Below are 23,523 nucleotides of genomic sequence, written 5' to 3'. Positions count from 1 at the left end.
GGACAGATAGTGAGATGCTAGGTAGCCCGCAGTGAGATAACCATCGATCACCGCCCTTTGCCGTATTCGCCTGAGCTGGTTCAGATTGTCTGAAAAAAATCTCCTATGGGCCTGTTTCCCCACTGATGCAGCGAAAGCTCGCGGGGAGCGCCACAGGTTTAACTTAATTCCATAAGGGTCTGATCCGGCTTGATTTTCCGGCTAGATCCAACGAGTCCGGACGTATGGAATTGTACGTGGACGTCTACATTTCAATTGTCAGCGAGTGGTGACATACGACGATGTAGGCGAACGCTGACGTTTGGATCGCCGTGCTCATACAAAGCCCAGCCGACATCGGCGCCACCATTCGCGACAGACGCAAACGTCTCAAGCTCCACCAGTCCGGCACTGGCCAAGCGCATTGGAGGGTAATCGAGATCGAGCATGGCCGCCCCCGCGCTGAATTGGCGCTCTTGCTCTCCTGGCCGGACGCGCCGTTCGTTTTGCGCACCTCCGGCGAGATCGACGCTTACCCGGAAAACGCAAAGATCTGGGGGATTCAGGAAAAGGAGCTGGATCCAGACGACGGAGGCGAGAACTTCCCGGACGAGGAGGTCGACGCCTCTCAATTGTAGCGCCGGCCCGAACGCTTCGCACTGATGGTCAATCCTCGGGCGGAGGCTCAATTGGAATACCAAAGCCCGCCTTTACGCGCGTCCGATCGAGGTTTTTTTACTTTGAATCGGGGGCGGCGCAGAAAGGCCGCCCTGCCTTAAGCTACTGTTGCAGAGTGGTGTTGTCATCATGGCGGTGATGAGTTCCTGTAAGCCGCTGCTGTTTGCGCCCACGTCCATAGCGGCCTCTTGCTGACGGATCACGCGCCACAAAAAGTTCGCCGGCTCTTACCCGCCATGGCTCGTTCGCGCCCTGCCGCCAAGCGGCGGCATTCCTCGCGAGGTAAAGATCGCTCAGCCTGCCATCCTCCCCTGACGCTGCGGGCCAGAGGCTGCGGGTCGGTCGTTGCGGCGCTCAGAGATCGCCATCGAGGCCGCGCTGGTCGCGGTCCCCCGAGAGTTTTAGCGGGACATTCGCGTTTGTCCCCGTTCCGCCTGTGAATTTCGGCGCGAACCCGCCGTCATTCGCCGCAAATCAGCGGGGACATCGGGGTAGAGACGATTTGTCCCCGCCCTGTCCCCTCGGCATCCCAAGCCGGTTTCTCCGGGATCAATCGGGGCGAAATGACCTGCTGGGGCAACTTCCAATGATGGACAATTACCTTCCGAGCGCGCGGGTCGGCGATCGATCGTATCGGTAGCCGCATTGGCGTTGCTCGCGTTGGCGCTATGCGGACTGATCTGGGGTTCTGGCAACCATGCGCCGGGCTGCGACTATGTCGCGCCTTGGTGCAATCGGCAGCGATCGGACGCGCCGCGGGTTTTGCGCGACGTGTCCTGTTCGCAATCGGCGTGGTGGCTGTCTACATCGCCGATATGCGTTCCCCCCGGATCGCAAATGATGAAGTTTAAGATTGCGCTTGCCGTCGCCCTGGCGACGGGCTCCTATTTTTCGCTGGCATACTATTTCAAGGCTACCTACGTCGAAGAAGTCCCCAACCGCGACGATATCGCTCCCATCTATCTAATTTTGCCGACGGAGACGCCCGGCTCGTTCTTCGCCTGCTTATGGCTTCCTGTCCATGTCAAGCGAGTGATCATTTACGAGCGGGGCGTTCCGATCGGCTACTCCAACGCGATCTATGATAATCCGTTCAGAACCTATTCCTCTGCTGGCAGGCGATGGAAAAACGTCGAGTTCAACACCAAAGGCGAACACGTACGCCGATGGGTCATGTGGGACAACGAGACAGGCCACTGACGATGCCGTCGGAAGCCTGATCGATCAGCATTTGCACGCCGCGATACCATTTCTGCCAGGTCGGCACCGGTGCCGGCGCGATCAGTCTGGGCTCGAGCTGCTCGTAGGATAGCGCGGTTGCCTCGGCGATCTGTTGCAGGATGTCTCGCTGGAAGGCTTCGTAGTCCGAATCGGGCCGGGTCGGCGGCACGCTCGCGCGTCAGACAAGAGAAGTGTGTCGAAATCCGATTCGCCGGTAATCGACACCTCCATTCTTATCCCTGCTCATCCACAACGGCACTCGATGCGCGGCAACGTCTTGCCGGCGCTCCAAGAAAAGGGGTGTCGATGCCTTATATCGATTCAGGTGGAATAAGGCTGTATTTCGAGGAATATGGGCGGGGCTATCCAATCATTTTCGTTCATGAATTCGAATCCGACCTGCACAGCTGGGAAGCGCAGATCCGTTATTTTTCGCGTGGCTACAGGTGCATCGCCTACAACGCGCGTGGATATCCACCGAGCGACGTTCCTGACGAGTCTGCCATATACGGCTGGGAGGTCGCCGTGGAAGACATCGGCATCGTCATGCGCGATCTCTCGATCGGGCGCGCCCACATAGTTGGATCTAGCATGGGCGCCTATGCTGCTCTGCTGTTTGGGTTGCGGTACCGCGAAAAGAGCAGCGCGATCGTCGCAGCCGGAGCAGGGGCGGGATCTCCAGCCTCGGATCGTGAAAGGTGGTTGAAGAACACGTCTGTCCTCGCGCGCGCATTGGCGGCGCGAGGTATGGATGCCATGGCAGAGAAAATGGCGCGCCACTTCACTCGAATCCAACTGAAACACAAGGATCCGAAGGGCTGGCAGGAGTTTGTAGACCGGCTCAAGCAGCATTCGGCGCAGGGTATGGCCAATACCTTGCTCCAGTGCCAAGCCGTGCGACCGTCTTTGCACAACTTCCGCGATGAATTTTCACGTATGACGGTCCCGGTGCTGCTCACCGTGGGTGACGAAGACAAGCCATGTCTAGAAACCGGCCTGATGCTCAAATCCACAATTCCCGCCGCCGGCATTTGGGTGTGCCCCAATACGGGCCATGCCATCAATCTCGAAGAACCTGCGGCCTTCAACGCGCAAATAGAAGCGTTCTTCAGCGCGGTCGAGCGAGGAAGCTGGGGTCATACCGGCCTGCGGACACAGTCCGGCTGGGGACATGAGAACTCAACGGCCGCTCGATTGAATTTCGACGGAGCGCTTCCATGAAGTCATGGATCGCTATCTACCTTTCCGAGCCCGTCGCCGCGCGGCTAGCAGTCGCAGCGCAACGTCCCGGGGCCACCAAATCGGAGATCATTGAGGCTGCCCTCACTGATTTCTTCGGGCCAGATCATGACGTCGATGACCCCTCGGTTGATCGCCGGCTGAACGCCATCAACCAGAACCTCGAGCAGCTTCATCAAGAGTTGCGGATTGTGAGTGAGGCTGTTGCGCTTCAGGCTCGATTTCTTCTCGCCGTCACGCCTCCGCTTGCAGCCGCCGACCAACCTGCCGCCTGTACCCTGGGACTGGCGCGCTTCGACGAATTTGCTGCACAGGTGACAAGGCGGGTTCATCTAGGAACGTCGCTTATCAAGGAAACAATTGAGCGGGTGAATTCGACTGATCCGACGCATCTTGCAACACAACCGGTGAGGCAAGAAGGGTCGGCCCGCTCCACACACCAGGAACCAAACGGCGTTGCGGCGTCTGTCCCCGGCAACAAACCACAATCTCCGCCTGTTGCTCGAAGCGCAGCCTTCGATCGCGAGCCCGATACAAGAGCAGAACAAACAATGGCTGGCGCGATATGGCGGCCGTTTCTGGCGCCATGGCGTGCTACGGGGCCGCAGCGGTCACGAGCCTTCCCCACAGATTGGCTTTTAGTTTTACGCGTCTTCTTACCCTTCGTCGCAGCTTACTATCTTTCTTTTCTCTTTCGCACCATCAACGCGACCATAGCTGCACCATTGACCTATGAGTTTGGTCTGGGTGCCGACGACCTCGGTCTCCTGACGTCCATCTACTTCCTGACCTTCGCGGCCGCCCAAATTCCTATCGGGATATTAGTGGACCGATACGGTCCGCGGAAAGTCCAGAGTGTCGTGCTGATGGCCGCAGCCGCCGGGGCAGCGCTGTTTGCCGTCTCCGACAACTTTTGGCTTCTTCTTCTAGGCCGGGCGTTAATCGGCTTTGGCGCTTCTGCAGCATTGACGGCCGGATTGAAGGCCGTCGTTCTCTGGTTTCCCGCCGAGCAGGTGCCACTGCTCAATGGCCTAATGATCATGCTGGGGTCCTTTGGGGCCGTGACGGCAACGTTGCCGGCCGAACACCTGCTCGGGTCGATCGGCTGGCGGGGATTGTTTGAGCTCCTAGCCATTGCATCGGTTGGATGCGCCCTTGCAATTTTCCTTCTTGTGCCAACGGGCACGTGGTCATTCGCCGCGAAGGGGACTACCATTGGACTACGAATGATTTATTCAGACCCGCGCTTCTGGCGTTTGGCGCCGCTCTCTGCGACCTGCATTGGTACGGCCTGGGCGTTACAGGGGTTGTGGGCTGCCCAGTGGTTCGCCGATGTCGAGGGCCTGGACCGATCGGAATTGCTGCGCAATCTTTTTTTCATGGCAATCGCATCGAGTGCGGGCGCCCTGGTTCTAGGTGTTGCGGCTCAAAAGCTTCGTCGGCACGGGATAGGTCCACGACCGCTCTTGGGCTTGGTCGCAGTTCTGTTCTTCATAGCCCAATTGGCAGTAATCCTGCGAGTACCCTTGTCATCATCTGTTCCGTGGATGATTGTCGCTGCCTGCGGGGCGGCGACCGTCCTTAGCTACGCGATTTTGGCCGATTTCTTCCCAAAAGAGCTTGCTGGACGTGCCACCGCGGCGCTCAACGTCTTTCACATCGGTTGCGCCTTTCTGATCCAGTACCTGGTGGGTTTCTTGATTCAGTACTGGACACCTCAACAGGGCCATTATCCAGAAGTTAGCTACCAGATAGCCTTTGCAGTCAACCTTGTAGTTCAGCTCGCAGCATGGTTCTGGTTTATTATCCCGGTGCCTCTACGAGGCAGTGGTGCCGGGAGCAAGCGACCGCTGTAGTAGCTCTGCAAGATGTGGACGAAAGCGGCGACACTGATATCCGCGGTCCGTGTGGGCGATCCTCAACCTGACGTTCCCGGTTGCTGCGAAGTACTATTGCGAGGAGGGGACAGCCAGGGCCACTCAACTTCAGCCAACGTCTTCAAGTGGAGCTAGTCTTCTTGCGTCAGCCATGTGATAAACTGCTCAACAGTTTTGGCTTAGCGCGCTGAGGGGTTAAATAGGCCGTAGAACCCAAAGCCAATGATGCGTGATTGAGGAAAAAGAATTCCAAGGCGCCGTTCTGCAATGTCGAGCGAAACGAGAGCCTCCGGCACAAGAGCAATACCATAGCCATTGATTGCCACCTCTATGCAGAGGAAGAAGTAGTCAAAGACTCGGCCACGCGGCGTCTGACTGACATCTATACCAGCCTTACGGAACCAGTCCGGCCAAGCCGAGATACGGCTCTTCATGTGCAGCAGCGGCTCCGCCTCAAATCCTTCGCACTTTCAATCCGACAGCAGCGCTGGCGAGCCGACCGCCACGGCTTCGTCATGGAGAAGATGACGGCAAGCTAATCCGGCCTTTTTCATAGGATAGCACCGGATGACAAGATCACTCTGGTCGACGCTCGACTCGAACTCATCGGTGTGAGAGGTTTCAAGCCGGATTTCGATACGCGGATTCCGTCGCTGAAAGGCCGCGATACGGGGGATCAGCCATCGTATCGCAAACGATGGCGTCGCGTTGATGCGGATGCAGTGTGCAGAGCCGGAGCTGGCAAAGTCCTCCGAAGCAACGGCCAACAGATCGAGGCTCTTGCGTACATCATAAGCGTAAGAACGTGCTGCAGGCGTCAATTCAATGCGGTTGCCAGCCTTCCGCACCAATTTACAAGAGAAATATCCTTCCAACAGCCGCAACTGTTGGCTGACAGCGCTGTGGCTGACATTCAGTTCAGCGGCAGCTTGCGAGAAGCTTTCATGTCGTGACAATGCCTCAAAGGCACGAAGAGCGGTGAAAGGTGGAATTTTGCGCATGCACAGGCGTTAGATTCTCTAACATTTATCCCATAAATGATACTTTCCAGATGACGAAAGCGCGGTTATCTCGCGCGATTGAAGATTTTTCGACGAAAACCACAACAAGATTGATTGTAGGAGATTCTTCAGCTGTTGTAAGGCTGCGTTGCAATTTAGTCTGTTGGCGGGGCTCACAATTTCGCACGGCTTTTCCGAGTTCGCCGAGATCCTGTCCGAATGGGTTGCATAGAATGATGCCGGTACATCCGCGGGCAGGGCCTTTACGTTCGCCTCCACCTCGGCCAGCCGGTCTCGACCCCGTGGGTGTTCTGGCGGGAGCTCGCGCGACCTGGTAAGCCGAGCAGCTTCTTCGCCAAAGGCGGTGGTGGGGTCATTAGGAAGCACGTTTGACTATGCTAAAATGGTAGAGCCGGAATGAGCCCGGTCGAATGCATCTTCCAGGAATTTATTGATGCCATCCAAACCGCAACCAGCGAGGATGAATTTGAGCGCGTCGCAACGCGGCTAACACAGAGGCTTGGCTTCCAGCGATTTGCCTACCTGCGATTGACCGGCGAGACGCCGATGTTGATCTCGTCATATCCCAAATCCTGGACCAGCCGGTACTTCCAACTTGGATATCAGCAGCTCGATCCTGTGGTACGCCGCGCGCGTGCCGAGCACGCGCTGTTCAGCTGGGGAGGCGAGGCGTCAGCGCTGGCCGGAAATCGCGAGCAGCGCCGGTTCTTCGATGAAGCGACGACCTTCGGGATTAGATCAGGCATCACTGTGCCCATCAGGGGTGGATTTGGCCGGATGGCTGCATTTACGCTCGCGACGGGCGACCGCGATCTTCACCCCGAGCGGCTCGTGGCCGACGGGAAGGATCTCGTACACCTCGTCGGGTTGCACTTTCATTGTTATGTCGCCGCCAGACTTGACGTACTCTCTGCCAGTAAACTCGCCGCAAGCGAACTCACTCAGCGCGAGCGCCAATGCCTTGCATGGACCGCGCGCGGAAAAACTGTCGCCGATATCGCGGTTCTCGTCCAGATTGCACCGCGAACTGTCGTGTTTCATCTTGAGAACGCGCGCCGCAAACTAGGTGCAGCATCTATTGCTCAATGCGTCGCCGAGGCGCTGCGGCGCGGTTTGTTGTCCTAATCATCCACACCCTCCCATTTCGCGAGATGCACAACAGACCTGGTGCTCGTCGCGCCGGGCATGTTGTATTGCGTTCTGTCCAAAAAAGTCTAACGTAATCAAATTGAACAAGAGGTACCTGTAAAATTTGACAGGCGATTAGCACCTCTCTTTCTGGTTTTGAGGCCTCCCGACAATTTCAGGAGGTCGCTATGCATGCCATCGCAATTCACACCTCTCAATTTGGTCGTCATCTGGAGTTACTTGCGGCGATGTATCGGCTGCGGCGCCGTGTCTTCAAGGACAGGCTCGACTGGTCAGTGTCGGTCTCGGGTGAATTTGAGCTCGATGTGTATGACACTCTCGGGCCGACTTATCTCGTTCTGATGGCCGACGCGGGGGAGCCGGTTGGTTCGGTTCGTCTGCTTCCGACGACCGGACCAACCATGTTGGCCGATACCTTTCCCGTTCTGCTCGGCGGGACGCCAGCGCCGGCTGACGAAAGAATTCTCGAAAGCTCACGCTTTTGCGTCGACACCAGTCTTGTTGCGGAGCAGGCGGCCAATAGTCTCAATCGCGCAACGTTTATCCTTTTTGCCGCCATGATGGAGGCAGCACGCGGCGCGCGCGCAGACAGCATCGTGACAGTCACTGATACACGTATGGAGCGCATTCTCCGCCGTGCGCGCTGGCCATTGAGACGGATCGCTGCTCCGCAGCAGGTCGGATCGACCATGGCGGTCGCCGGCTTTCTCGACATGTCAGAACAAACGCTTCACAGGATGTACGAACAAGCCGACGTCAATGGCCCCGTGCTTGTGCCAGCGGATCTTGTTGACGCGGCCGCCTGATGCCCCGCGAGCAGCATCCAGCAAAAGTAATTTGATACGTAAATGCTCGCGGACCCACGACATAGTCGGGTGGTTTTGATCAATATGACGCGCGGCGAGACGCCGGCTTCGGCCGGACTTGCCCCGCGGCATGTCAGTTTCTCATTGCTGCAGACGGGCCTGGAGATGTTCGCCGTCGCGTCGACCCTCATCGGCGAATGCCAGCCGTTCGGGATAAAGGGTCAGCAACTCGTGCACTCGATGGTGCAGCCGGACGTTGACGCTCTTTCCATTTGGCACGATCGGCGGTTTACGGACAATCTGGCTTCACGCGAAACCGGTATCATTTTCTTTGGGGGAGGTTGGCTCGAAGAAGATATCTTCATTGCCGCACTGCAGGCGGTCGAGCGTGGATATGACGTACGCCTCCTCTCGGACCTTATTGCAACGCGTGTCGACGCGGATCGATCACTCGCTTTGGATCGGATGGCGCTTCATGGCATCTTGGCGACCACGGTGCGCCAGATGCTGCTGGAATGGGCGGTATGTCTGCATGATCCGCTTTTGACGCAAAAAGTTCAGCAGCTTCTATTATGATCTGGGGGCCATCCCACCCCCCAAGCGGGGCACCCGTTCTTGTGGTACTGGTCTTGCGGGCGCAGATGCGCAGCATGGAGAGGCGCTGGGCATCCAAGAGCGAGACAAAGTCTAGCGCTGCATTCAGCACCTGCGGTTTGCCTGAGATTCAGGTGAGAGAGCAGGTAAGACGAGCTTCATCGCACGTGCGAGGGGATCCGAGAGGGCTCGCGCTGGCAGCAATGTAGAGGAAGGACACCGCGTAGTCCGATAAGGAGGAATTTTCTTTGGATGAGCTCGACAGGATTGCGAGTCCTTTTGCGATGCCGGAGATGCGATCATGAATATCCGGGCCTCCGGTCAACACAAGGACGATGTTCGCCAGTGAACAGTCGCGAACCTTGAAGCCGATCAGATCATCCTTTCGTATTTTTCGCGAACGCTTCCCGAATCATCATTCATCACTGAAGAACCATGCGGCTCGAAGCTTATCGCAAGCGAGCGCCGCGTCGTGCTCGTCAGATCCTCTCGACAGAACCATGGAATTCGTTTAGGGGACAAGGCTAAGCTTGCGCATCACCTCTGACCGGGCAGTCGGTGTGAACCGCACGGGACATGCCAAGCCTCGAACGCCATCTAGATCTTGGTGGTCAGGTCATCGCTAGAATGGCCGATAGCTTGATCTTCAGGCCCCTTTTTTAGCCTCGGCAGCTGCTTGTGGGCTCGGACGATGGTAGAATCAACGATCAGGTGTTATATTGAGCTAGCAGCGCGGGCGGTAGGGACAGCGCCTCCATTTGGCCCTAAATACGCGGCGCCGAGTCGCCCGAGCTGCGTCTACTTAGTTGCTGGCATTTAGGTTTCAGTTTCAAGATCATTCCCGGCGTCCGACTGAATTTGAGCGGGAGCGGGGCAAGCGCCTCGCTCGGCCCGCGTGGGCCCCATTACACCGTTGGACAGCACCGCACGAGAACAACAGTCGGTGTGCCCGGATCAGGAATTTCGTGGTCCACCTATCAGCCTTACTCCACAGGCGGACCGCCTCCTCCACTACCGGATATCAACAATACAGCTGCGCGACAGCCAACGCCCTTCGATGATCCCGGCACTACTGTCATCGATAGCGCGCCTATCGATCAATTGGTTGCAAATTCGACAGTTGAGATTGCGCAGACACTGGCAGCCTGCGAATCGCGATGGCGAACGTACAAGGTATGGATCGCCATCGTCTCGTCGCTGTTTGTCGTCGCTGCCACCATGATCGGCGGTTCGGGGGCGGCCATTCCACCAATAGCCGCATTCACGATGGCTGCCGGATCGGTACTCGTTCTTGGATCGCTCGTCCTTCACGGACGCCAGTCAAGCACTTTGTTGCTCGACTACGAGCTATCTGCGGATCAATCCGAGCGGTTTGAGGCTTTGACCCACGCGATTAGTGAGATGGCGCGTTGCGGTCGCATTTGGAATGTTCCATTAGAGAAACAGGAAGCCGACTGGGAAGGAAACGCGGGCGCATCGAAGTTAATAGAACGAAAGCAAATCCACTTGGCCACCGGTAATCCGCCGCTTGTCACCACCAACATGAACTTTCTCAAGCTCCCAGCCGGGAAAGAAACGATATATTTGACGCCCGACGTAATTCTGGTCACCGCTGGTAATGCTGTCGCTGGATTTAGCTACAGCGATGTTGAAGTCACTTTCCGACATACTCGTTTTATTGAGGAGGAAGCGCCGCCCATGGACGCAACTGTCGTGGACCAGATCTGGCGTTACGTGAACCGCAAGGGAGGTCCAGACCGGCGGTTTAAGAACAACAGGCGGTTGCCCATCTGTCTCTATGGCGAGATCGATCTCCGCCCAGCCGGTCGATTGAACGAGCGCATTCAATGCTCGCGCGTAGATGTAGCCGAGGCGTTTGTGTCATCAATCGCTGCAATGTCAGCATCCGTGAAAGGATGAATGGTCTAGGGCCTATTGGGGGCCCTGACGTCGGACCTCTGCTCCACTCAGCGAATTTTCTTAGATTATTGATTTCGACGATTTTATTCGACCGCTAGCCGAACAAAAAATGCTGGACTACAGGACCACACGACCTAGAGGCCAACGGTCGCTGATCCAAGGTCTGGCGGAATTTTGGTCTAGAGAACTCAGCGAGGTGGAAGGCCGAAACAGCATAACGATCAATCCATCGACTACTGAAGCGACCGCGTTCTTTTGACGTTCGTTGTTCCGCTGTGCGGCAGACGCTCATGTACGAGCCGAAGGAGCAAGCTGGGCGCGGGAATCACTCTGCGGCGGGTGCGAAGGCGTTGAGTTCAACTTGGCCGACCGCTCCGTCCGTCTCGCTCTGGGTCGTGAGCGGCTTGGCAACATTTCTCAGGATTGTGGCGCGGCAGTTGGCTAGCATCTCCTTCGTGTACTTCTCGCCGAAGTAATCCAGAACGAAGGTCCCGCCATAGTCCGACTCATCGACGACACCGGTGGTGAGGCCGTCGAGGATTGTGCCGACTTCGCGGATGCGATCGGAGTATCGGGCGCGGATAACGTTAACCGCGTTCACCGAGTGAACTGCCTCGTCGGCAGTCACTTCCCTTAGCCAACGAACGAATCTATCGCTCCCAAGTCCTGCATAAAAACCCTTATCCGCAGCATAGGCATGGCAGGTGCACATTTCATCAAAGGCTATCATAACCATCACGGAGAATTCGTCTTTCAGGTATTCATTGATTGCACTAAAATTGTGCGATCGAGCGTCCAATCTTTCCCAAAGATCCTTTTCGGATCCATCAGCGACGAGCTCCATGATCTGTATAAAGCCCTCGGCGTGACGCTCCTCGTCCATGGCCCAGGCATCAAAGAATGCCGCCGCTTCCTCGGTAGCGATCAAGTTGCGGACGGACAGCTCCTTTTTCAGATGCCTCGCGTCATATTCAGTATACAGTTCTGGCCACAACTTTCTCCAACGCGCGCGCAGAACTGATGGCTCGGCGGTGAACATCACCGGCGTCAGAGCATTGAACAATTCTTTGGGACTCCAATTCCGTCGAACCGGCGTGATCATCCGACTCCTCCGAATCACGAACGCTACGAGCGGTCTGGCAGACGCATTTTTTCCTCCCGAACGCTCGCAAAGCATATTAGCTACACACAGATGCTGTCGCCTGCTTGTTTTGGTGGGATGCAATTCCAGGCCGCACCACTTCAGACTAGCCAGAAGCGTCGCCTTAACTGGCTCATTAGAAGCCCAGCGCGGCTGTCATTGATCTCAACCAACTCGATCACCAATACGAATCCGAGTGTACTGTTGAGGACAGCGTCGCATGGCTTTTTTCACAAACCGCTCACGTCAACTGCTGGCGGGCGCTCCGGCAAGTATCTTCGATTAAATCAATGCAACGGTACTTCGCGGCGGTGTTGACTCTCAACATGCGGCCTCATTTAGGCACCAGCCTGGCGCGCCGCGCAGCATCGAAGTGCGGTCCCTCCTGAGCAGCCAGCCCTCTTGGAAATGCCAACAATCATAAAAACCTTTGTGTCGAGGCACTGAGCGACCCATGAACAACTTGGCGTCTAACTCTGGAATAGACCACGCGTGCCTAGGCGGCACGGCAGGTGCGCGAGGCTGTTCATGACAAACTGTTTTCCGCTAACCGCGATCGCGCAAGCTGGCCGCGCAAGGCGGACCGCTGACATCAGTACTAACGGAGGAGGGGCGGATTACAAACCTTCGTATAGCTTTCCAAACCGTTTCAATATCGAAGGTTTACGTACGTAGAATTGAGCCATCAAACGCAATCGTTTTAGTCTCGTCGAGAATCGGGCCCGAGCGTCCTGAATGGCTCTCGCGCACGGAAGCAAGACGAGGTCACCGACGATTATGAAGTTCTATCGCAGGACGGCACGCGGTCCGTCGATTTGCACCGAGTGTCGTCGATCGCTGGGATCACGCTACCAGCGAGATATCTCCACCAATGAGCCTTATTGCGACTACGATTGCTATCTTCGCTACCGGACAAAGAGTCTGTTTGCGCCATCGCTCGCTGTCGCACGGGACCATGGACTGGCGCCTGAGTATTTGGCTCACCTCGAAACCCTCAGTTCGTTTGCTGCGCTTGCTCCGCTTCCTACTGGTATTTGATTGTGCTCGCCAAGGCGGCGCTGGGCGAACCGATGTTGGTTGAAACTTCTAAGACCTAGCACGCGTGTGCATGCGGCGAGGCTAAACTGCTCCGACAGCGAATTCCAGAGTTGAACCGCTAACGGCGTCGCCATCCGCAATGACTATTGAGTACCTTCAGACCAGTGAATTTGGTTAAGAAATTTCTGCGGTTTTGAAGATGATTTCCTTGAGGCTGGAGGGCATTGATCGGCATGTGCGGGATTGTCGGCATCCTCGGGCGCGGCCCAGTGGCGGGGCAGCTGGTCGAGTCACTCAAACGACTGGAATATCGTGGCTACGACTCCGCAGGCGTCGCGACGCTTGAAGGCGACCATCTCGAGCGCCGGCGTGCCCAGGGCAAGCTGAAAAAACTCGAGGCGCGGCTACGCGGCGATCTGCTGTCGGGTCATGCCGGTATCGGTCATACGCGCTGGGCCACCCATGGCAAGCCGACTGAGCGCAACGCCCATCCGCATATGACGGACAATGTCGCCGTCGTCCATAACGGGATCATCGAGAATTTCCGCGAGCTGCGCGCTGAGCTAGAGCAGAATGGCGCTAACTTCGCCTCGGAGACCGATACCGAGGTGGTGGTGCATCTCGTCGAATCCTATCTAAAGCATGGCTACTCGCCGCAGGACGCAGTGAAAGCGTTGCTGCCGCGGCTGCGCGGCGCGTTCGCGCTGGCATTCCTGTTCAAAGGTCATAACGATCTCATGATCGGCGCGCGCAGGGGGTCGCCGCTCGCGATCGGACATGGCGACGGCGAAATGTATTTGGGATCGGATGCTATCGCGCTCGCGCCCTTCACCGATAAAATCACCTATCTTGAAGACGGCGACTGCGCCGTGCTTACCCGCACGATCTGCGTCATCTATGATTCGAAAGGCGCCGTCGTCCACCGGGACAAGCTGAAGTCCGGCGCGTCATCGCTCCTGGTAGACAAAGCGAATTATCGCCACTTCATGGCTAAGGAAATTCACGAACAGCGGGAAGTGGTCGGGCAGACGCTCGCGCGTTATGTTGATATGACCGCAAAGCGAATCGCGCTGCCGTTCGAACTGCCATTCGACTTCAATGACATTAGGCGCATCTCGATCACGGCTTGCGGTACCGCAAGCTATGCCGGTCACGTCGCCAAGTATTGGTTCGAGCGGCTGGCGCGTATACCGGTCGAGATCGATGTCGCCTCTGAACTCCGATACCGCGAAGCGCCTTTGCGCAAGGGGGATCTTGCGATCGTCATCTCGCAGTCTGGCGAGACCGCCGACACGCTGGCCGCGTTGCGCTATGCCAAGGCGCAGGGGCTGCACACGGTTTCTGTGGTCAACGTGCCGACGTCGACGATTGCGCGCGAGAGCGAAACCGTGCTGCCGACACTGGCGGGTCCGGAAATCGGCGTCGCCTCGACCAAAGCTTTCACTTGTCAGCTGATGGTGATGGCCGCCCTTGCGGTCGCCGCAGGCAAAGGGCGCGGAGAATTGTCCGACATCGATGAATTGAAGCTCGTGGGTGAGCTGATCGAAGTTCCGCGGCTGATCGCTGCGGCGTTCGCGATCGAACCGCAGATCGAGAAGCTCGCGCGCGATATCGCCAAATCGAGCGCTGTGCTCTATCTCGGCCGCGGCACGTCGTTCCCCTTGGCGCTGGAGGGCGCGCTCAAGCTGAAGGAAGTCTCCTATATCCACGCCGAGGGCTATGCCGCCGGCGAGCTCAAGCATGGCCCGATTGCGCTGATTGACGAGAGCATGCCGGTGGTGGTGATCGCTCCTTACGACCGGGTTTTCGAAAAAACCGTCTCAAACATGCAGGAAGTCGCCGCTCGTGGTGGCAACATCATCCTGATGACCGATGCGACAGGGGCTTCGGAAGCGACGGTGGATTCGCTCGTGACCCTTGTGCTGCCAGACATGGCGGCAACCTTTACACCCATGGTCTATGCCGTTCCGGTGCAGCTCTTGGCCTACTATACCGCTGTCGTAATGGGAGCGGACGTCGATCAGCCACGCAATCTCGCGAAATCGGTGACCGTAGAATAGGCGGGCAGGGCGAAAGTCGCGGTGGTCGTGAGCCTCCAGCGAATAGGCCTTCGTGTTTGGTTGTATCCGTTCTGTGGAAGCCAAAACCGAGCAGATCTTCGATTTCTCTCCTATCCATCTTTGCCGATCGTCGTTGTTGCGTGCGTCCATATCGCCTTCCGGACATGAAGGGTTCGCACCTCGAAATGCGATAATGACCTCAAAAGTACAACTGAAGTTCAGCTCCCGGACCGGGATTCACGGATGGCGATCTATAGGAACTTTGTCTGCCGTGCATCGGTAACTGAAGGTCCGCTTGAATTAGTCGGCTACACCACCACAGCCGGGCGCTGCTGATCCGGCGGGCAGCGCGGCGAATTCGACGAGATAGCCATCCAGGTCCCTCCGCAAATTCGGCCTCGTGAGCTCTTACTCATGTTCGTTGCGGCAAGCTTCGTGACCTTGGCGCTTTTAGTGTGGGCCCGACCGCTCCATCGCTGGCTGCAAGCGCTTTCCCATCGTCGGCGGCCATGTTCGATATCCGCGGTGTGCATCATCAGTATCCACGGTGTGCAATTCCTATGGCAAGGCCGCGAATTGAAGGTGCGGCATCCATTCGTTCTTGTCTCTACGAAGAAATAAGGGGATTCCCCGAACTACCGAAGGTCGGAAGGCCAATTTGCTCATAAACTACCGCTTCGCGACGATTCACACAGTGCCGCTGGCGCGATTTGAGCGACTCACGCTAGGCTATTCTCCTCCACAATCGCAATGCGAGACGAGACACGAAATGGTTGCTGCCGCCCACAAACTGCCCACGTCAGGCTACGCGCTCGAAGTGGATGGTCGATTGAAAGCCGAATTTATGACCAAGGTCGGAGCAAAGACAGGGGCAGAAGATCTGAAGAAGCGCTTTCCAATGCTTCAGATCAGAATTTACGATGCGCAGACGATGACTCGAGAAGAGGTATCGCTTCCACCAGCTTAGGTGCTCATCGAAAGGGTTTTTTGGTGTGCGTGCGGCAGGAACTAACTCCGACCCGCACAAGTGTCGGCCCCTATGGCTTGGTCCCCGGCGGTCGTCCGTGAAGAGCTGTCCAAGCCATTGAGCGGCAGTCGATTTTGGAGCGGAGCTCTCAGGTTGTTCTGCGCGTCATCATTGCGCCTTCTGCGAAGAAGGGTACGGATCGGAGTCTCGCGTGGCGGTGGCCCGCTTGCACAGCTGGCGTCGGTTCAGTTCGCCGCCGCCCGCGTCTACAACTTGATGCATCACATTCGTCCCGCTTCGGGATTCGCTTTCAGGAGCGGGTCTCAGACGAATCGGAGTTGCTGAGGTAAAGTCGAACGTTGGGCTAACTTCACTGATCAGTGCGAACTGCTAGAGTCCATCGGCACTGAGGATCTGCTGTCCTGCCCATCCTGGCGACGTGCAATACGGCGAGGAAGGGCGGGCTCCTTAAAGCGCAAGCGATCCCATCGATTCCGCCTTAGATGATCGGGGCTTAGACCGATCGTCTATGAGATGAAGTCGATGGGCAGCTAGTGTCCTGAGTCACAAGTTCGCAATCATAGGTTCGCAGTAGATTCGCGTCGCTGTGCCAGAGATGGCGGTTGCAACAGCGACGGAGGATCTGATGGCAGCCCAGCAACTTGCGCCCCTGATATTGAGCGATGGCGAGCGTGCCGAACTGCAGTCGCTGACGATGCGGCGGAAGACGGCGCAGGCGCTGGCTCTGAGAGCGCGGATCGTGCTGACCTGCGCGGAAGGCGGTCAGAACACGGAGGTGGCGGCCAAGCTGGGGCTGGACCGGCAGACCGTAGGCAAGTGGCGGGGGCGCTTTGTGGAGCGGCGCGTGGACGGGCTGCATGACGAGCCGCGCTCCGGGGCGCCGCGCACCATTGACGACGCCCGGATCGAAGCGGTGATCATCAGGACGCTGGAGAGCTGCCCCGAGAACGCCACCCATTGGAGCTCCCGCGACATGGCGAAAGCCAGCGGGCTGTCAGTGTCGACGGTGCAACGCATCTGGCGGGCCTTCGGGCTCCAGCCGCACCGGATGCAGACGTTCAAGCTCTCGACCGATCCGAACTTCGTGGCCAAGGTGCGCGACGTCGTGGGTCTTTACGTCTCGCCGCCGGAGCACGCCATCGTTCTATGTGTAGATGAGAAGTCCCAAATTCAGGCGCTGGACCGCAGCCAGCCGATGCTGCCAATGCGTCCTGGCCAGCCGGCCCGAAGGAGCCATGACTACAAAAGGCACGGCACCACATCGCTGTTCGCCGCGCTCGACATTGCGACCGGACGGGTGATCGGCAAGTGCTACGGACGCCACCGAGCCGCTAAGTTCCGCAAGTTCCTCGACGAGATCGAGGCCGCCGCGCCGCGCGAACTCGACGTCCATCTCGTCATGGACAACTACGCCACACACAAAACCCCGCTGATCCGAAAATGGTTGGCCAAAAGGCCGCGTTGGCACGTACACCTGACCCCGACAAGCTCGTCGTGGCTCAATCAGGTTGAGCGCTTCTTCGCGCTTCTCACCGATAAGAAAATCCGACGCGGCATCTATCGCAGCGTCGCCGCCCTCCGGGCGGACATCGCTTCGTTCATCGACCGACACAACGCCGACCCGAAACCCTTCCGATGGACCAAATCCGCCGATGACATCCTTGCTTCCATCGAGCGCTTCTGCCGTTACAATGCTCCGGCAGAACACGGCGCAATGTTGCGAACTTCTGGTTCAGGACACTAGATTACTCTCCGGCATCTTTGTTGTCCCGAGGCATCTGAACGGAGGCGAGGGCAGAAGATATCGCGAAGTGGAAGCAACGTGAGACCGTCGCCCGCGAGTTGGGGCGCCAGGCCAGGGTCCGGGCACGTCGATCCGCCACACAGTCAGCCGGCGCGGGTGAAGGCCAAGCTCGTCCAGTGTTTTGATTTCCATAAGCGGTCCTGTCTGCTAGTTAGAGATGCAAACTGTGCGTGTGGCGCAGCGGCGACCACCAGATCCACAGAACCGACGCCGCGCCCAGCACGCTACTAGCCAGCAACGTGGCACGCAGGCCCAATGCGGCACCCGCCGCGCCGCCGACCAGCGCGCCCAGTGGCGCCAGTCCCCACACGACGCTCCGGATGCTCGCGTTCACCCGGCCCTGCAGCCGGTGCGGGGCCAGCGCATATCGAATAGGGACCTGCTGCACGTTGTAAATCCCTTGACCAACCGACAGCAGGAACTGAGACAGTGCCACGCACATTAACGCGGCCCACCACGGCCGGGTGAGAAGCGCCGCCAAGCTCATGCCTCCAGCGCTGAGCGCCAGCGCGACCATCAGCACCGGCCCGAGGCCGATCGCGCGTCCCGCCCACGGTGCGGTGACCGCGCCGACGACGCCACCGAGTGCACCGATGCCGAGCACCATGCCGACAGTCCCGCCCTCCAAACCCAGATCTTTCGTCAGGTGCAGCAGGAAGACCGCCGAATATGCGTTGTACCAAAAGATGAAGGTGCCAGTGGCCAACGTGACTGCCCGCAGAATCGGGGTGCCGAACACGGTGGTTAGCCCTTCGGCCATTTGGCCAAATAGCTGGGTCGGCCCGGCCGCTGAGCCGGCGGCCGCGCGCATCGGCACGAGCGACAGCAACGCGGCGGCGAGCAGGAAAGAGGCCGAGTCGGCCAGGATCGCGGTCGGCGCGGAGAACGTGCTCACCAGCCAGCCGGCCAGGAACGGACCGACTGCCACCGCGCTTGCCTGGCTGAGCTCTAACAAACTCTGCGCCTGGATCAGCCGAGTCCGGTCCACCACCGTGGGTACGCACGCCAGATAGGCCACCTCGGCGTTCACCGCCGCCACCCCGACCAGCGCCGTTGCCGTACACAGCTGGACCATTCCGAGGTGTCCGAGGCCGGCCAGCAGGGGAATCGTGGCCAGCGTTGCCGCCATTACCAAGTTGGCGATCAACAGGATCCACCGGTGCGGGAGGCGGTCCACGATGACGCCGGCGAACGGGCCCGCCACCAGGTACGGCGCCCGACCGCAAGCCAGCAGCAGCCCGGTCTGCACGGGTCCCGCGCCCAGCAGAGTAATCGCGGTAAGCGGCAGCGCTAGCATGGTCACTTGGGAGCCCAGCAACGACACGGTCTGGCCAACGAGTAGCGCCAGGTAGCCACGCGGCAGTCGGAGCAGGGCGGCGGAACAGTGGACGCGGCTCACGCTTCGACGATCGAGGTCGGGGCCGATAGATAGCCCAGCCGGGCCAGTTCACTGCCGGCGATCCGCTCGAACTCCGCGATCTGAGCGCGCGTCAGATCCTCCGCGTAGCGACCGAGCCGCCCCGAGTGCAGCGGTTTGCCGGCGGATTCGGCCGCCGGGTGGCCGTACGGATGGTCGAAGAGCGCGTGCTGATACTCGGCGTGCCGCAGCACGGCCTCGTTCCAAGGCAAGCCGAGGTGGTCCAGGATTTGGGTCAGGGTGGGTCGAGGACGACTTACCAGATCCTCGTAGCGCAGCTCGAGGTAGCGGTCTGGCGGCGCGACCCGATGCGGCCGGGTGACCACTTCAAGCCAGCCCCGCGCGGCTTCGGCGGCGGTCCGGTAACCCCAATCCGGCACGGTTTTCAGGTGCGAGGCGGCCAGGTCCCGACCGTCGCGCACAATGTGCACAAAATGCGCCCTCGGCCACAGCCGGGCGTAAGAATCGACCTGAGCGATCTTGCGCTGTAGTTTTAGTCCCCACCGCTGGGCTCCGGTGTGAGCCCTGCGGAACTCACCGATCTCGTTGATCAGCCGGCACCGGTCGGCGAACGACACAATGTCATTGGCCACTTCGACCATTACTTTGCTGACCAGTTCGCGCACGTCGTCGAAGTCCAGGCCAAAGCGTCGGCACTGCACCGCGAAGTGTACGCCGTCGTACCAGAATGGATCGATCGTGCTCTTTGTGGTGCCGGTGACCTTGGGGTCGCTGGCATCCAGCAGGTCAATCGCGCGCAGGATGTGCGGACCAAGATTAGGCGGCTCCAGGAAGTCGATCTCCGGCCCGATCACCAGATCGGGATGCGAGTCCAGCACGACGCTCAGCAAGGTCGTGCCGGACCTGTTGTCGCCGCCGAGCAGAACCGGCGAAGTGGGAAATGGGTCGGCCTCGGGCATAGCGGTGTTCCCTGTTTGACAGCTGGTGTTCATGGGTAGGTGGGCGCAGTGAACCAGCGCCGGACAGAATCCGGGGTGGCCACGAAGTGATCACCGGCGAACCGCACGGCGGCGGCCACCGGATCCGGGTCGTCGCCAGTGCTATCCACTCGCGCCAGTGCCACCGGCAAAGCCTGCCCGGCGGCTTCGATCGCGGCCCGTACGTCAGCGTCGGACAATGCCGCGGATGGCATGAACCGGCCGCCGTACTGCATGAGGAAGCCTCGCGACCACATCTCCTGGAAGAACGCGTGGCCGAGTTCGGCGTCGGCAAACATGACGTCGAACATGGTAGGCCAGGCGAACGCCCACGCCTCGACCTGCTGGCCGACGAAGACCTCGTTGAGCCCGTTGATGAGTTGCTCGCCAACCTGACGCATCCGCGCCAGTGCGGTCCCGTCGCGCAGCGCGTCTAGGGTGCTCAGCGCGGCCGCGAACGGGGTAACCTCGCGCTGATAGGTGTTGCCCAGGTAGGTCTTTTCGGTGGCGTTGAGCACGTCAGCCCGACCGGCCACCGCAGATAGCGCCATGCCGTTCGCCAGTCCTTTGCTCAGTGTGATCAGGTCGGGCGTGAGGCCGACTGCAGTGTGATATCCGCCGAGGGCGTAGCGGAAACCGGTCATAACCTCGTCCAGGATCAACAGGGCACCGTGCTGGTGCACCAGCGTCTGCAATCGCCGGTGGTATTCGGCAGGGAAGAAGTTGACCTCGGGAGTGATGATCACCGCGGCGACGCGCTGGAGGCTGAGCAGTTTCTCAAGCAGGTCCAGGTCGTAGCGGAACTCCACGCTGTCCGGGTCCCGCCTGGGCAGCCCCATCGCTGGCCGGTCCTGTAAGTGCCAGTCGTGCCAGCCGTGATATCCGCTAGTAAGCACCAGGTTGACGCCGGTGTGCGCGCGAGCGAGGCGGACTGCGGCGGTGGTGGCGCATGAGCCGGTGCGGAAGAACACGGAGCGTTGCGCGACCGGAAAGATTTCCGCGAGCCGTTCGGCCACCTCGACCCGGTGTACGGACAACGGCCCCGGTAGGATGCCGCCGGTGCGGCGCATTTCCGTGGCGACGTGCGCGAGCACAGGTTCGTATCCGGCTCCCAACGGCGCGGCCCCGCTGCATGAGGTGAAATCCACGTATTGTTTTCCATTAACATCCCAGACATGCGCGCCGGACGCGCGGCTCATCACCACTGGAAAACGCCGGTTGAGATCCCATTTCTCCGACGCGGTGATCCGCAGCGCGCGGCGGAGCGCAGTTTTTTGCGCGTCGGTCGCGGCGACGGTGGCACTGGGCGTGCTCATGGGCATGAATGATCTCCGGTTGATTCTCCGCCCATGGTCGGTCAGGCGAGCTGCGTGGCTATTCTTCGAGCGATCCGCAGCGCGTTCGCCTGAATAGTGAAGGTCGGGTTGACGCCTCCGGAATACGGAAAGAACCCGCCGTCCGCGACATAGAGATTGTCGATGTCGTGCACCCGACCCCAGCGGTCGACTACAGACTCTGTTGGATCGACACCTGCTCGACAGCCGCCATGCAGATGCCCGCTACCGGACTGATAGTTGGAATCCTGGTAAGCGACTTTTTTCACGCCGGCTTCGGCGAGCAATTCCGACGCGCGTCGGGACAAATAGCCTAATCGGCGTTTGTCCAGCGGATGGGTCCAGTACTCAAGAATAATTTTCTGCAGACCTAACCGATCTCGACTGTTGGCCAGTCGGACCGTGTTTTTGCGCATGGGCTGATCGGCCGCCAGGAAATGAAGCCGTAGCGCTATATTGCCGTCACAAATCGCCTGCTCGGCACGACTGGCTTCGTAGATCATTCCGCCCAGCCCGGAGGGCGCCTCGTCGTCGAGGTAGTGATCCGACATTGCGACCGTGGAGAACGGGCCGCCCGGCGACCGCGCGGGCAGCCGGTCCAGCGTGGTGTTGCCGGACACGTAGCCACTGATTTTGAACGAGATCCCGCTGCCGACCATGCCAGTGGCATTGCCGATGCCGTTGGGCGCCGCGGACTGCGCCGACCGTAGCAGCAGGGCGGCAGACTGCACCGCGTTGCCGGTGAGCACCACGCAGCGGGCGCGGACCCGAGCGCGTTGACTGGTCACGGTGTCCAGCCATTCCACCGAGTCCGCGCGGCTCACGTTGCCCAACTCGATACGCACGGCCTTGCTGCCTAGGGCGACTGTCAGTGCACCGGGCGGCAGGGGCACGTCAGAGAATGGGGACCGCGCATCGGCCCTCGCACCGGTCGGACACACGTGTTCGTTGCAAGGCCCGCAGCCGTGACACGCCGGGCGGCCGCCATAGGGCAACGAGTTGATAGCCAGCGGGGTGGGGAACGGCAGCCGGCCTAGGCGTCCGCCCGCCTTGGCGATCAACAGGCCCTGTGGGCTGTACTCGTGCGGCGGCAGCACGGCGGGATCGCTGGGCGGTTCGAGCGGGTCCGCGCCAGGGAGCCGGGCCACCCCCATCCGCTGTTCGAGCTCCTCGTAATAGGGGCGTAGTTCGGCGTAGTCGATCGGCCAGACTGGGTCGAGCGCGTCCGCGGCCACATGCGCTCGCGCGTCAAAATCGATGGTCCGAAAACGGAAGGCGATCCCGGCGTACAGCGTCATTCCACCGCCGAGCGCCGACACGGTCCAGGGGCGCCCGAACGGCGTCAACGTTCCGGCAGGAGAGGGCACCAAGGCGTTATCGAAACCACTTTGGACAGTCGCCAGTGAGGCGCCGGGGGAAAGCGTCCGGCCTTCTTCGAGGACGAGCACTCGGAATCCGTTTCGAGCGATCTCGTGGGCGACTATCGAGCCACTGGCACCACTCCCGACGACGCATACGTCAACGGCATTGGCCGTCATGTCTTACCTGGCCGTTCTAGCCGCAACTATCGCGTCCTGTGATATGCTCCCAAAACGGCCCTGCATCGAACTGTCGCGAACTTCTTTGACCTTGGTCTGTTCTTTCCTCGGCATCAGCGCTTTTCTCCGTAAATCCAAGATCCTGTCGTGCCGTTCATGTTCATTGGCCTATTGCCCTACGGTGAGATAGAGCAACGGCCGTGCCAGCGCTTCTCGCGCGCATTAAGCGCCTGATTGTGCTTTGAAACAGTTCGCGATGCGCAAACGGCGCACGGTGTTTTGAATCTCACAGGTTGTGTGTCGCTGTCAGAAAGCGGACAATGATCGAGGGGCTGCTGCATCCGGACCTTGCCCCACGGACTTAGTCCAGGTTGAAGGCACTTCCTTTTTTGGCAATGCGCGCGGCGTCCTGGGCGACCTGCGGTGGGCTACCGCCGACTGCTGTAAGAGGTTTTCACGATCCATGCCGCGCTTATAGCAAACTAACTGAGGTCGCCCGTCCATGGTGCTGAGGTCTATGGTCTCGCGCGCTGAGAGCCACAAGAACTTGACCCTGCGCCCGCAATCGGGCAACGCCCGCGCGTGACCGACGTGCGCCCATGCGACGCATTTTGATCGGATCGAAAATTCGCACTTAGAGTCAGAACGCCGCGATACTCGCGCACGATTTCGATGTCAGCAACATAAGCTTCGTCCCCTTATCGAGTAAGCCACTCGCCGGGCATGGACGGAGGCCACACCGGTTTCCACGACCTGGGCTTTGAGAAGGATGGGACTCTG

The 23,523-nt window shown here is 59.3% G+C and carries 19 protein-coding genes and 2 pseudogenes; 12 read left to right on the top strand and 9 right to left on the bottom strand.

Annotation, left to right across the window (positions count from 1 at the left end; genetic code table 11):
• The first annotated feature begins 311 nt into the window (after positions 1 to 311).
• Positions 312 to 617 carry a helix-turn-helix domain-containing protein gene (locus tag YUO_RS43955; RefSeq protein WP_051379659.1) on the top strand — a complete coding sequence of 102 codons (306 nt, stop codon included), beginning with the start codon at positions 312 to 314 and terminating at the stop codon, positions 615 to 617.
• An 877-nt stretch (positions 618 to 1,494) separates the two neighbouring features.
• The gene (locus YUO_RS0125750; RefSeq protein WP_028349859.1) at positions 1,495 to 1,857 is read left to right on the top strand and encodes a hypothetical protein; all 363 of its coding nucleotides are present in this window, start codon (positions 1,495 to 1,497) and stop codon (positions 1,855 to 1,857) included.
• Here the strand turns inward: YUO_RS0125750 and YUO_RS0125745 are convergent.
• Positions 1,829 to 2,047 carry a hypothetical protein gene (locus YUO_RS0125745; RefSeq protein ID WP_028349858.1) on the bottom strand — a complete coding sequence of 73 codons (219 nt, stop codon included), beginning with the start codon at positions 2,045 to 2,047 and terminating at the stop codon, positions 1,829 to 1,831. The genes YUO_RS0125750 and YUO_RS0125745 overlap by 29 nt on opposite strands.
• A gap of 137 nt (positions 2,048 to 2,184) precedes the next feature.
• Here YUO_RS0125745 and YUO_RS41740 point away from each other — a divergent pair, with 137 nt between their 5' ends.
• Positions 2,185 to 3,099, top strand: coding sequence for an alpha/beta fold hydrolase (locus YUO_RS41740; RefSeq protein ID WP_051379658.1), 915 nt, complete (start codon positions 2,185 to 2,187; stop codon positions 3,097 to 3,099).
• The gene (locus YUO_RS41735; protein ID WP_235782828.1) at positions 3,096 to 4,973 is read left to right on the top strand and encodes an MFS transporter; all 1,878 of its coding nucleotides are present in this window, start codon (positions 3,096 to 3,098) and stop codon (positions 4,971 to 4,973) included. Before YUO_RS41740 ends, YUO_RS41735 begins: the two co-directional genes overlap by 4 nt.
• A 200-nt stretch (positions 4,974 to 5,173) precedes the next feature.
• Here YUO_RS41735 and YUO_RS0125725 read toward each other — a convergent pair whose 3' ends face one another.
• Together YUO_RS0125725 and YUO_RS41730 are read right to left on the bottom strand one after the other, a co-directional pair.
• On the bottom strand, positions 5,174 to 5,428 hold the full coding sequence (locus tag YUO_RS0125725) for a type 2 periplasmic-binding domain-containing protein (RefSeq protein WP_028349856.1): 255 nt from the start codon (positions 5,426 to 5,428) through the stop codon (positions 5,174 to 5,176).
• Positions 5,429 to 5,464: 36 nt separating this feature from the next.
• Complete coding sequence (locus YUO_RS41730) at positions 5,465 to 5,995, bottom strand: LysR family transcriptional regulator (protein WP_035727621.1); 531 nt, start codon at positions 5,993 to 5,995, stop codon at positions 5,465 to 5,467.
• A 417-nt stretch (positions 5,996 to 6,412) separates the two neighbouring features.
• Here YUO_RS41730 and YUO_RS0125715 point away from each other — a divergent pair, with 417 nt between their 5' ends.
• The 3 genes from YUO_RS0125715 (at position 6,413) to YUO_RS0125705 (ending at position 8,547) form a co-directional block, all read left to right on the top strand.
• On the top strand, positions 6,413 to 7,141 hold the full coding sequence (locus tag YUO_RS0125715) for an autoinducer binding domain-containing protein (protein WP_028349854.1): 729 nt from the start codon (positions 6,413 to 6,415) through the stop codon (positions 7,139 to 7,141).
• Between the two features lie 191 nt (positions 7,142 to 7,332).
• Positions 7,333 to 7,971, top strand: coding sequence for an acyl-homoserine-lactone synthase (locus YUO_RS0125710; protein WP_051379656.1), 639 nt, complete (start codon positions 7,333 to 7,335; stop codon positions 7,969 to 7,971).
• A 69-nt stretch (positions 7,972 to 8,040) separates the two neighbouring features.
• Positions 8,041 to 8,547, top strand: coding sequence for a cysteine hydrolase family protein (locus YUO_RS0125705; RefSeq protein ID WP_028349852.1), 507 nt, complete (start codon positions 8,041 to 8,043; stop codon positions 8,545 to 8,547).
• A 568-nt stretch (positions 8,548 to 9,115) separates the two neighbouring features.
• Here the strand turns inward: YUO_RS0125705 and YUO_RS47915 are convergent.
• Positions 9,116 to 9,279: pseudogene (locus YUO_RS47915) on the bottom strand (IS5/IS1182 family transposase); the annotation flags it as partial.
• Between the two features lie 54 nt (positions 9,280 to 9,333).
• Here YUO_RS47915 and YUO_RS48980 point away from each other — a divergent pair.
• Together YUO_RS48980 and YUO_RS45045 are read left to right on the top strand one after the other, a co-directional pair.
• Positions 9,334 to 9,525 (top strand): annotated as a pseudogene (locus YUO_RS48980) (DUF4236 domain-containing protein); the annotation flags it as partial.
• Between the two features lie 141 nt (positions 9,526 to 9,666).
• Positions 9,667 to 10,485: a hypothetical protein gene (locus tag YUO_RS45045; RefSeq protein ID WP_235782827.1), complete on the top strand. Its 819-nt coding sequence runs from the start codon at positions 9,667 to 9,669 to the stop codon at positions 10,483 to 10,485.
• 325 nt (positions 10,486 to 10,810) lie between these two features.
• Here YUO_RS45045 and YUO_RS41725 read toward each other — a convergent pair whose 3' ends face one another.
• Positions 10,811 to 11,587, bottom strand: a complete 777-nt coding sequence (locus YUO_RS41725; protein WP_235782826.1) for a hypothetical protein — start codon at positions 11,585 to 11,587, stop codon at positions 10,811 to 10,813.
• A gap of 1,310 nt (positions 11,588 to 12,897) precedes the next feature.
• Here YUO_RS41725 and glmS point away from each other — a divergent pair.
• The 3 genes from glmS to YUO_RS0125675 all read left to right on the top strand — a co-directional run bounded on the left by glmS (position 12,898) and on the right by YUO_RS0125675 (position 17,456).
• Positions 12,898 to 14,724: a glutamine--fructose-6-phosphate transaminase (isomerizing) gene (gene glmS / locus YUO_RS0125685; RefSeq protein ID WP_028349850.1), complete on the top strand. Its 1,827-nt coding sequence runs from the start codon at positions 12,898 to 12,900 to the stop codon at positions 14,722 to 14,724.
• 769 nt (positions 14,725 to 15,493) lie between these two features.
• Positions 15,494 to 15,691, top strand: a complete 198-nt coding sequence (locus YUO_RS0125680) for a hypothetical protein (protein ID WP_028349849.1) — start codon at positions 15,494 to 15,496, stop codon at positions 15,689 to 15,691.
• Positions 15,692 to 16,337: 646 nt separating this feature from the next.
• Positions 16,338 to 17,456, top strand: coding sequence for an IS630 family transposase (locus YUO_RS0125675; protein ID WP_028349848.1), 1,119 nt, complete (start codon positions 16,338 to 16,340; stop codon positions 17,454 to 17,456).
• Between the two features lie 211 nt (positions 17,457 to 17,667).
• Here the strand turns inward: YUO_RS0125675 and YUO_RS0125670 are convergent, their stop codons facing one another.
• From YUO_RS0125670 to YUO_RS0125655, 4 genes are read right to left on the bottom strand one after another with little or no spacing between them, the layout of a single operon-like run.
• On the bottom strand, positions 17,668 to 18,915 hold the full coding sequence (locus YUO_RS0125670; RefSeq protein ID WP_283806428.1) for an MFS transporter: 1,248 nt from the start codon (positions 18,913 to 18,915) through the stop codon (positions 17,668 to 17,670).
• Positions 18,912 to 19,853 carry a sulfotransferase family protein gene (locus YUO_RS0125665; RefSeq protein WP_028349846.1) on the bottom strand — a complete coding sequence of 314 codons (942 nt, stop codon included), beginning with the start codon at positions 19,851 to 19,853 and terminating at the stop codon, positions 18,912 to 18,914. Before YUO_RS0125665 ends, YUO_RS0125670 begins: the two co-directional genes overlap by 4 nt.
• 29 nt (positions 19,854 to 19,882) lie before the next feature.
• Positions 19,883 to 21,193 carry an aminotransferase class III-fold pyridoxal phosphate-dependent enzyme gene (locus YUO_RS41720; RefSeq protein WP_083754711.1) on the bottom strand — a complete coding sequence of 437 codons (1,311 nt, stop codon included), beginning with the start codon at positions 21,191 to 21,193 and terminating at the stop codon, positions 19,883 to 19,885.
• A gap of 35 nt (positions 21,194 to 21,228) precedes the next feature.
• Positions 21,229 to 22,743, bottom strand: coding sequence for a GMC oxidoreductase (locus YUO_RS0125655; protein WP_028349845.1), 1,515 nt, complete (start codon positions 22,741 to 22,743; stop codon positions 21,229 to 21,231).
• Between the last annotated feature and the right edge of the window lie 780 nt (positions 22,744 to 23,523).

This window comes from Bradyrhizobium murdochi, from assembly GCF_000472965.1.
GTDB lineage: Bacteria > Pseudomonadota > Alphaproteobacteria > Rhizobiales > Xanthobacteraceae > Bradyrhizobium > Bradyrhizobium murdochi.
The sequence above is the reverse complement of the archived record's forward strand: the minus strand, read 5'-3'. Positions and strand labels throughout refer to the sequence as shown.

Excerpts from the sequence above, each read along its gene's own strand:
- YUO_RS0125750 (WP_028349859.1), top strand. The coding sequence starts at position 1,495 with ATGATGAAGTTTAAGATTGCGCTTGCCGTCGCCCTGGCGACGGGCTCC.
- YUO_RS41740 (WP_051379658.1), top strand. The coding sequence starts at position 2,185 with ATGCCTTATATCGATTCAGGTGGAATAAGGCTGTATTTCGAGGAATAT.
- YUO_RS41735 (WP_235782828.1), top strand. The coding sequence starts at position 3,096 with ATGAAGTCATGGATCGCTATCTACCTTTCCGAGCCCGTCGCCGCGCGG.
- YUO_RS0125725 (WP_028349856.1), bottom strand. The coding sequence starts at position 5,428 with ATGAAGAGCCGTATCTCGGCTTGGCCGGACTGGTTCCGTAAGGCTGGT.
- YUO_RS41730 (WP_035727621.1), bottom strand. The coding sequence starts at position 5,995 with ATGCGCAAAATTCCACCTTTCACCGCTCTTCGTGCCTTTGAGGCATTG.
- YUO_RS0125715 (WP_028349854.1), top strand. The coding sequence starts at position 6,413 with ATGAGCCCGGTCGAATGCATCTTCCAGGAATTTATTGATGCCATCCAA.
- YUO_RS0125710 (WP_051379656.1), top strand. The coding sequence starts at position 7,333 with ATGCATGCCATCGCAATTCACACCTCTCAATTTGGTCGTCATCTGGAG.
- YUO_RS41725 (WP_235782826.1), bottom strand. The coding sequence starts at position 11,587 with ATGATCACGCCGGTTCGACGGAATTGGAGTCCCAAAGAATTGTTCAAT.
- glmS (WP_028349850.1), top strand. The coding sequence starts at position 12,898 with ATGTGCGGGATTGTCGGCATCCTCGGGCGCGGCCCAGTGGCGGGGCAG.
- YUO_RS0125680 (WP_028349849.1), top strand. The coding sequence starts at position 15,494 with ATGGTTGCTGCCGCCCACAAACTGCCCACGTCAGGCTACGCGCTCGAA.
- YUO_RS0125675 (WP_028349848.1), top strand. The coding sequence starts at position 16,338 with ATGGCAGCCCAGCAACTTGCGCCCCTGATATTGAGCGATGGCGAGCGT.
- YUO_RS0125665 (WP_028349846.1), bottom strand. The coding sequence starts at position 19,853 with ATGCCCGAGGCCGACCCATTTCCCACTTCGCCGGTTCTGCTCGGCGGC.
- YUO_RS41720 (WP_083754711.1), bottom strand. The coding sequence starts at position 21,193 with ATGCCCATGAGCACGCCCAGTGCCACCGTCGCCGCGACCGACGCGCAA.
- YUO_RS0125655 (WP_028349845.1), bottom strand. The coding sequence starts at position 22,743 with ATGACGGCCAATGCCGTTGACGTATGCGTCGTCGGGAGTGGTGCCAGT.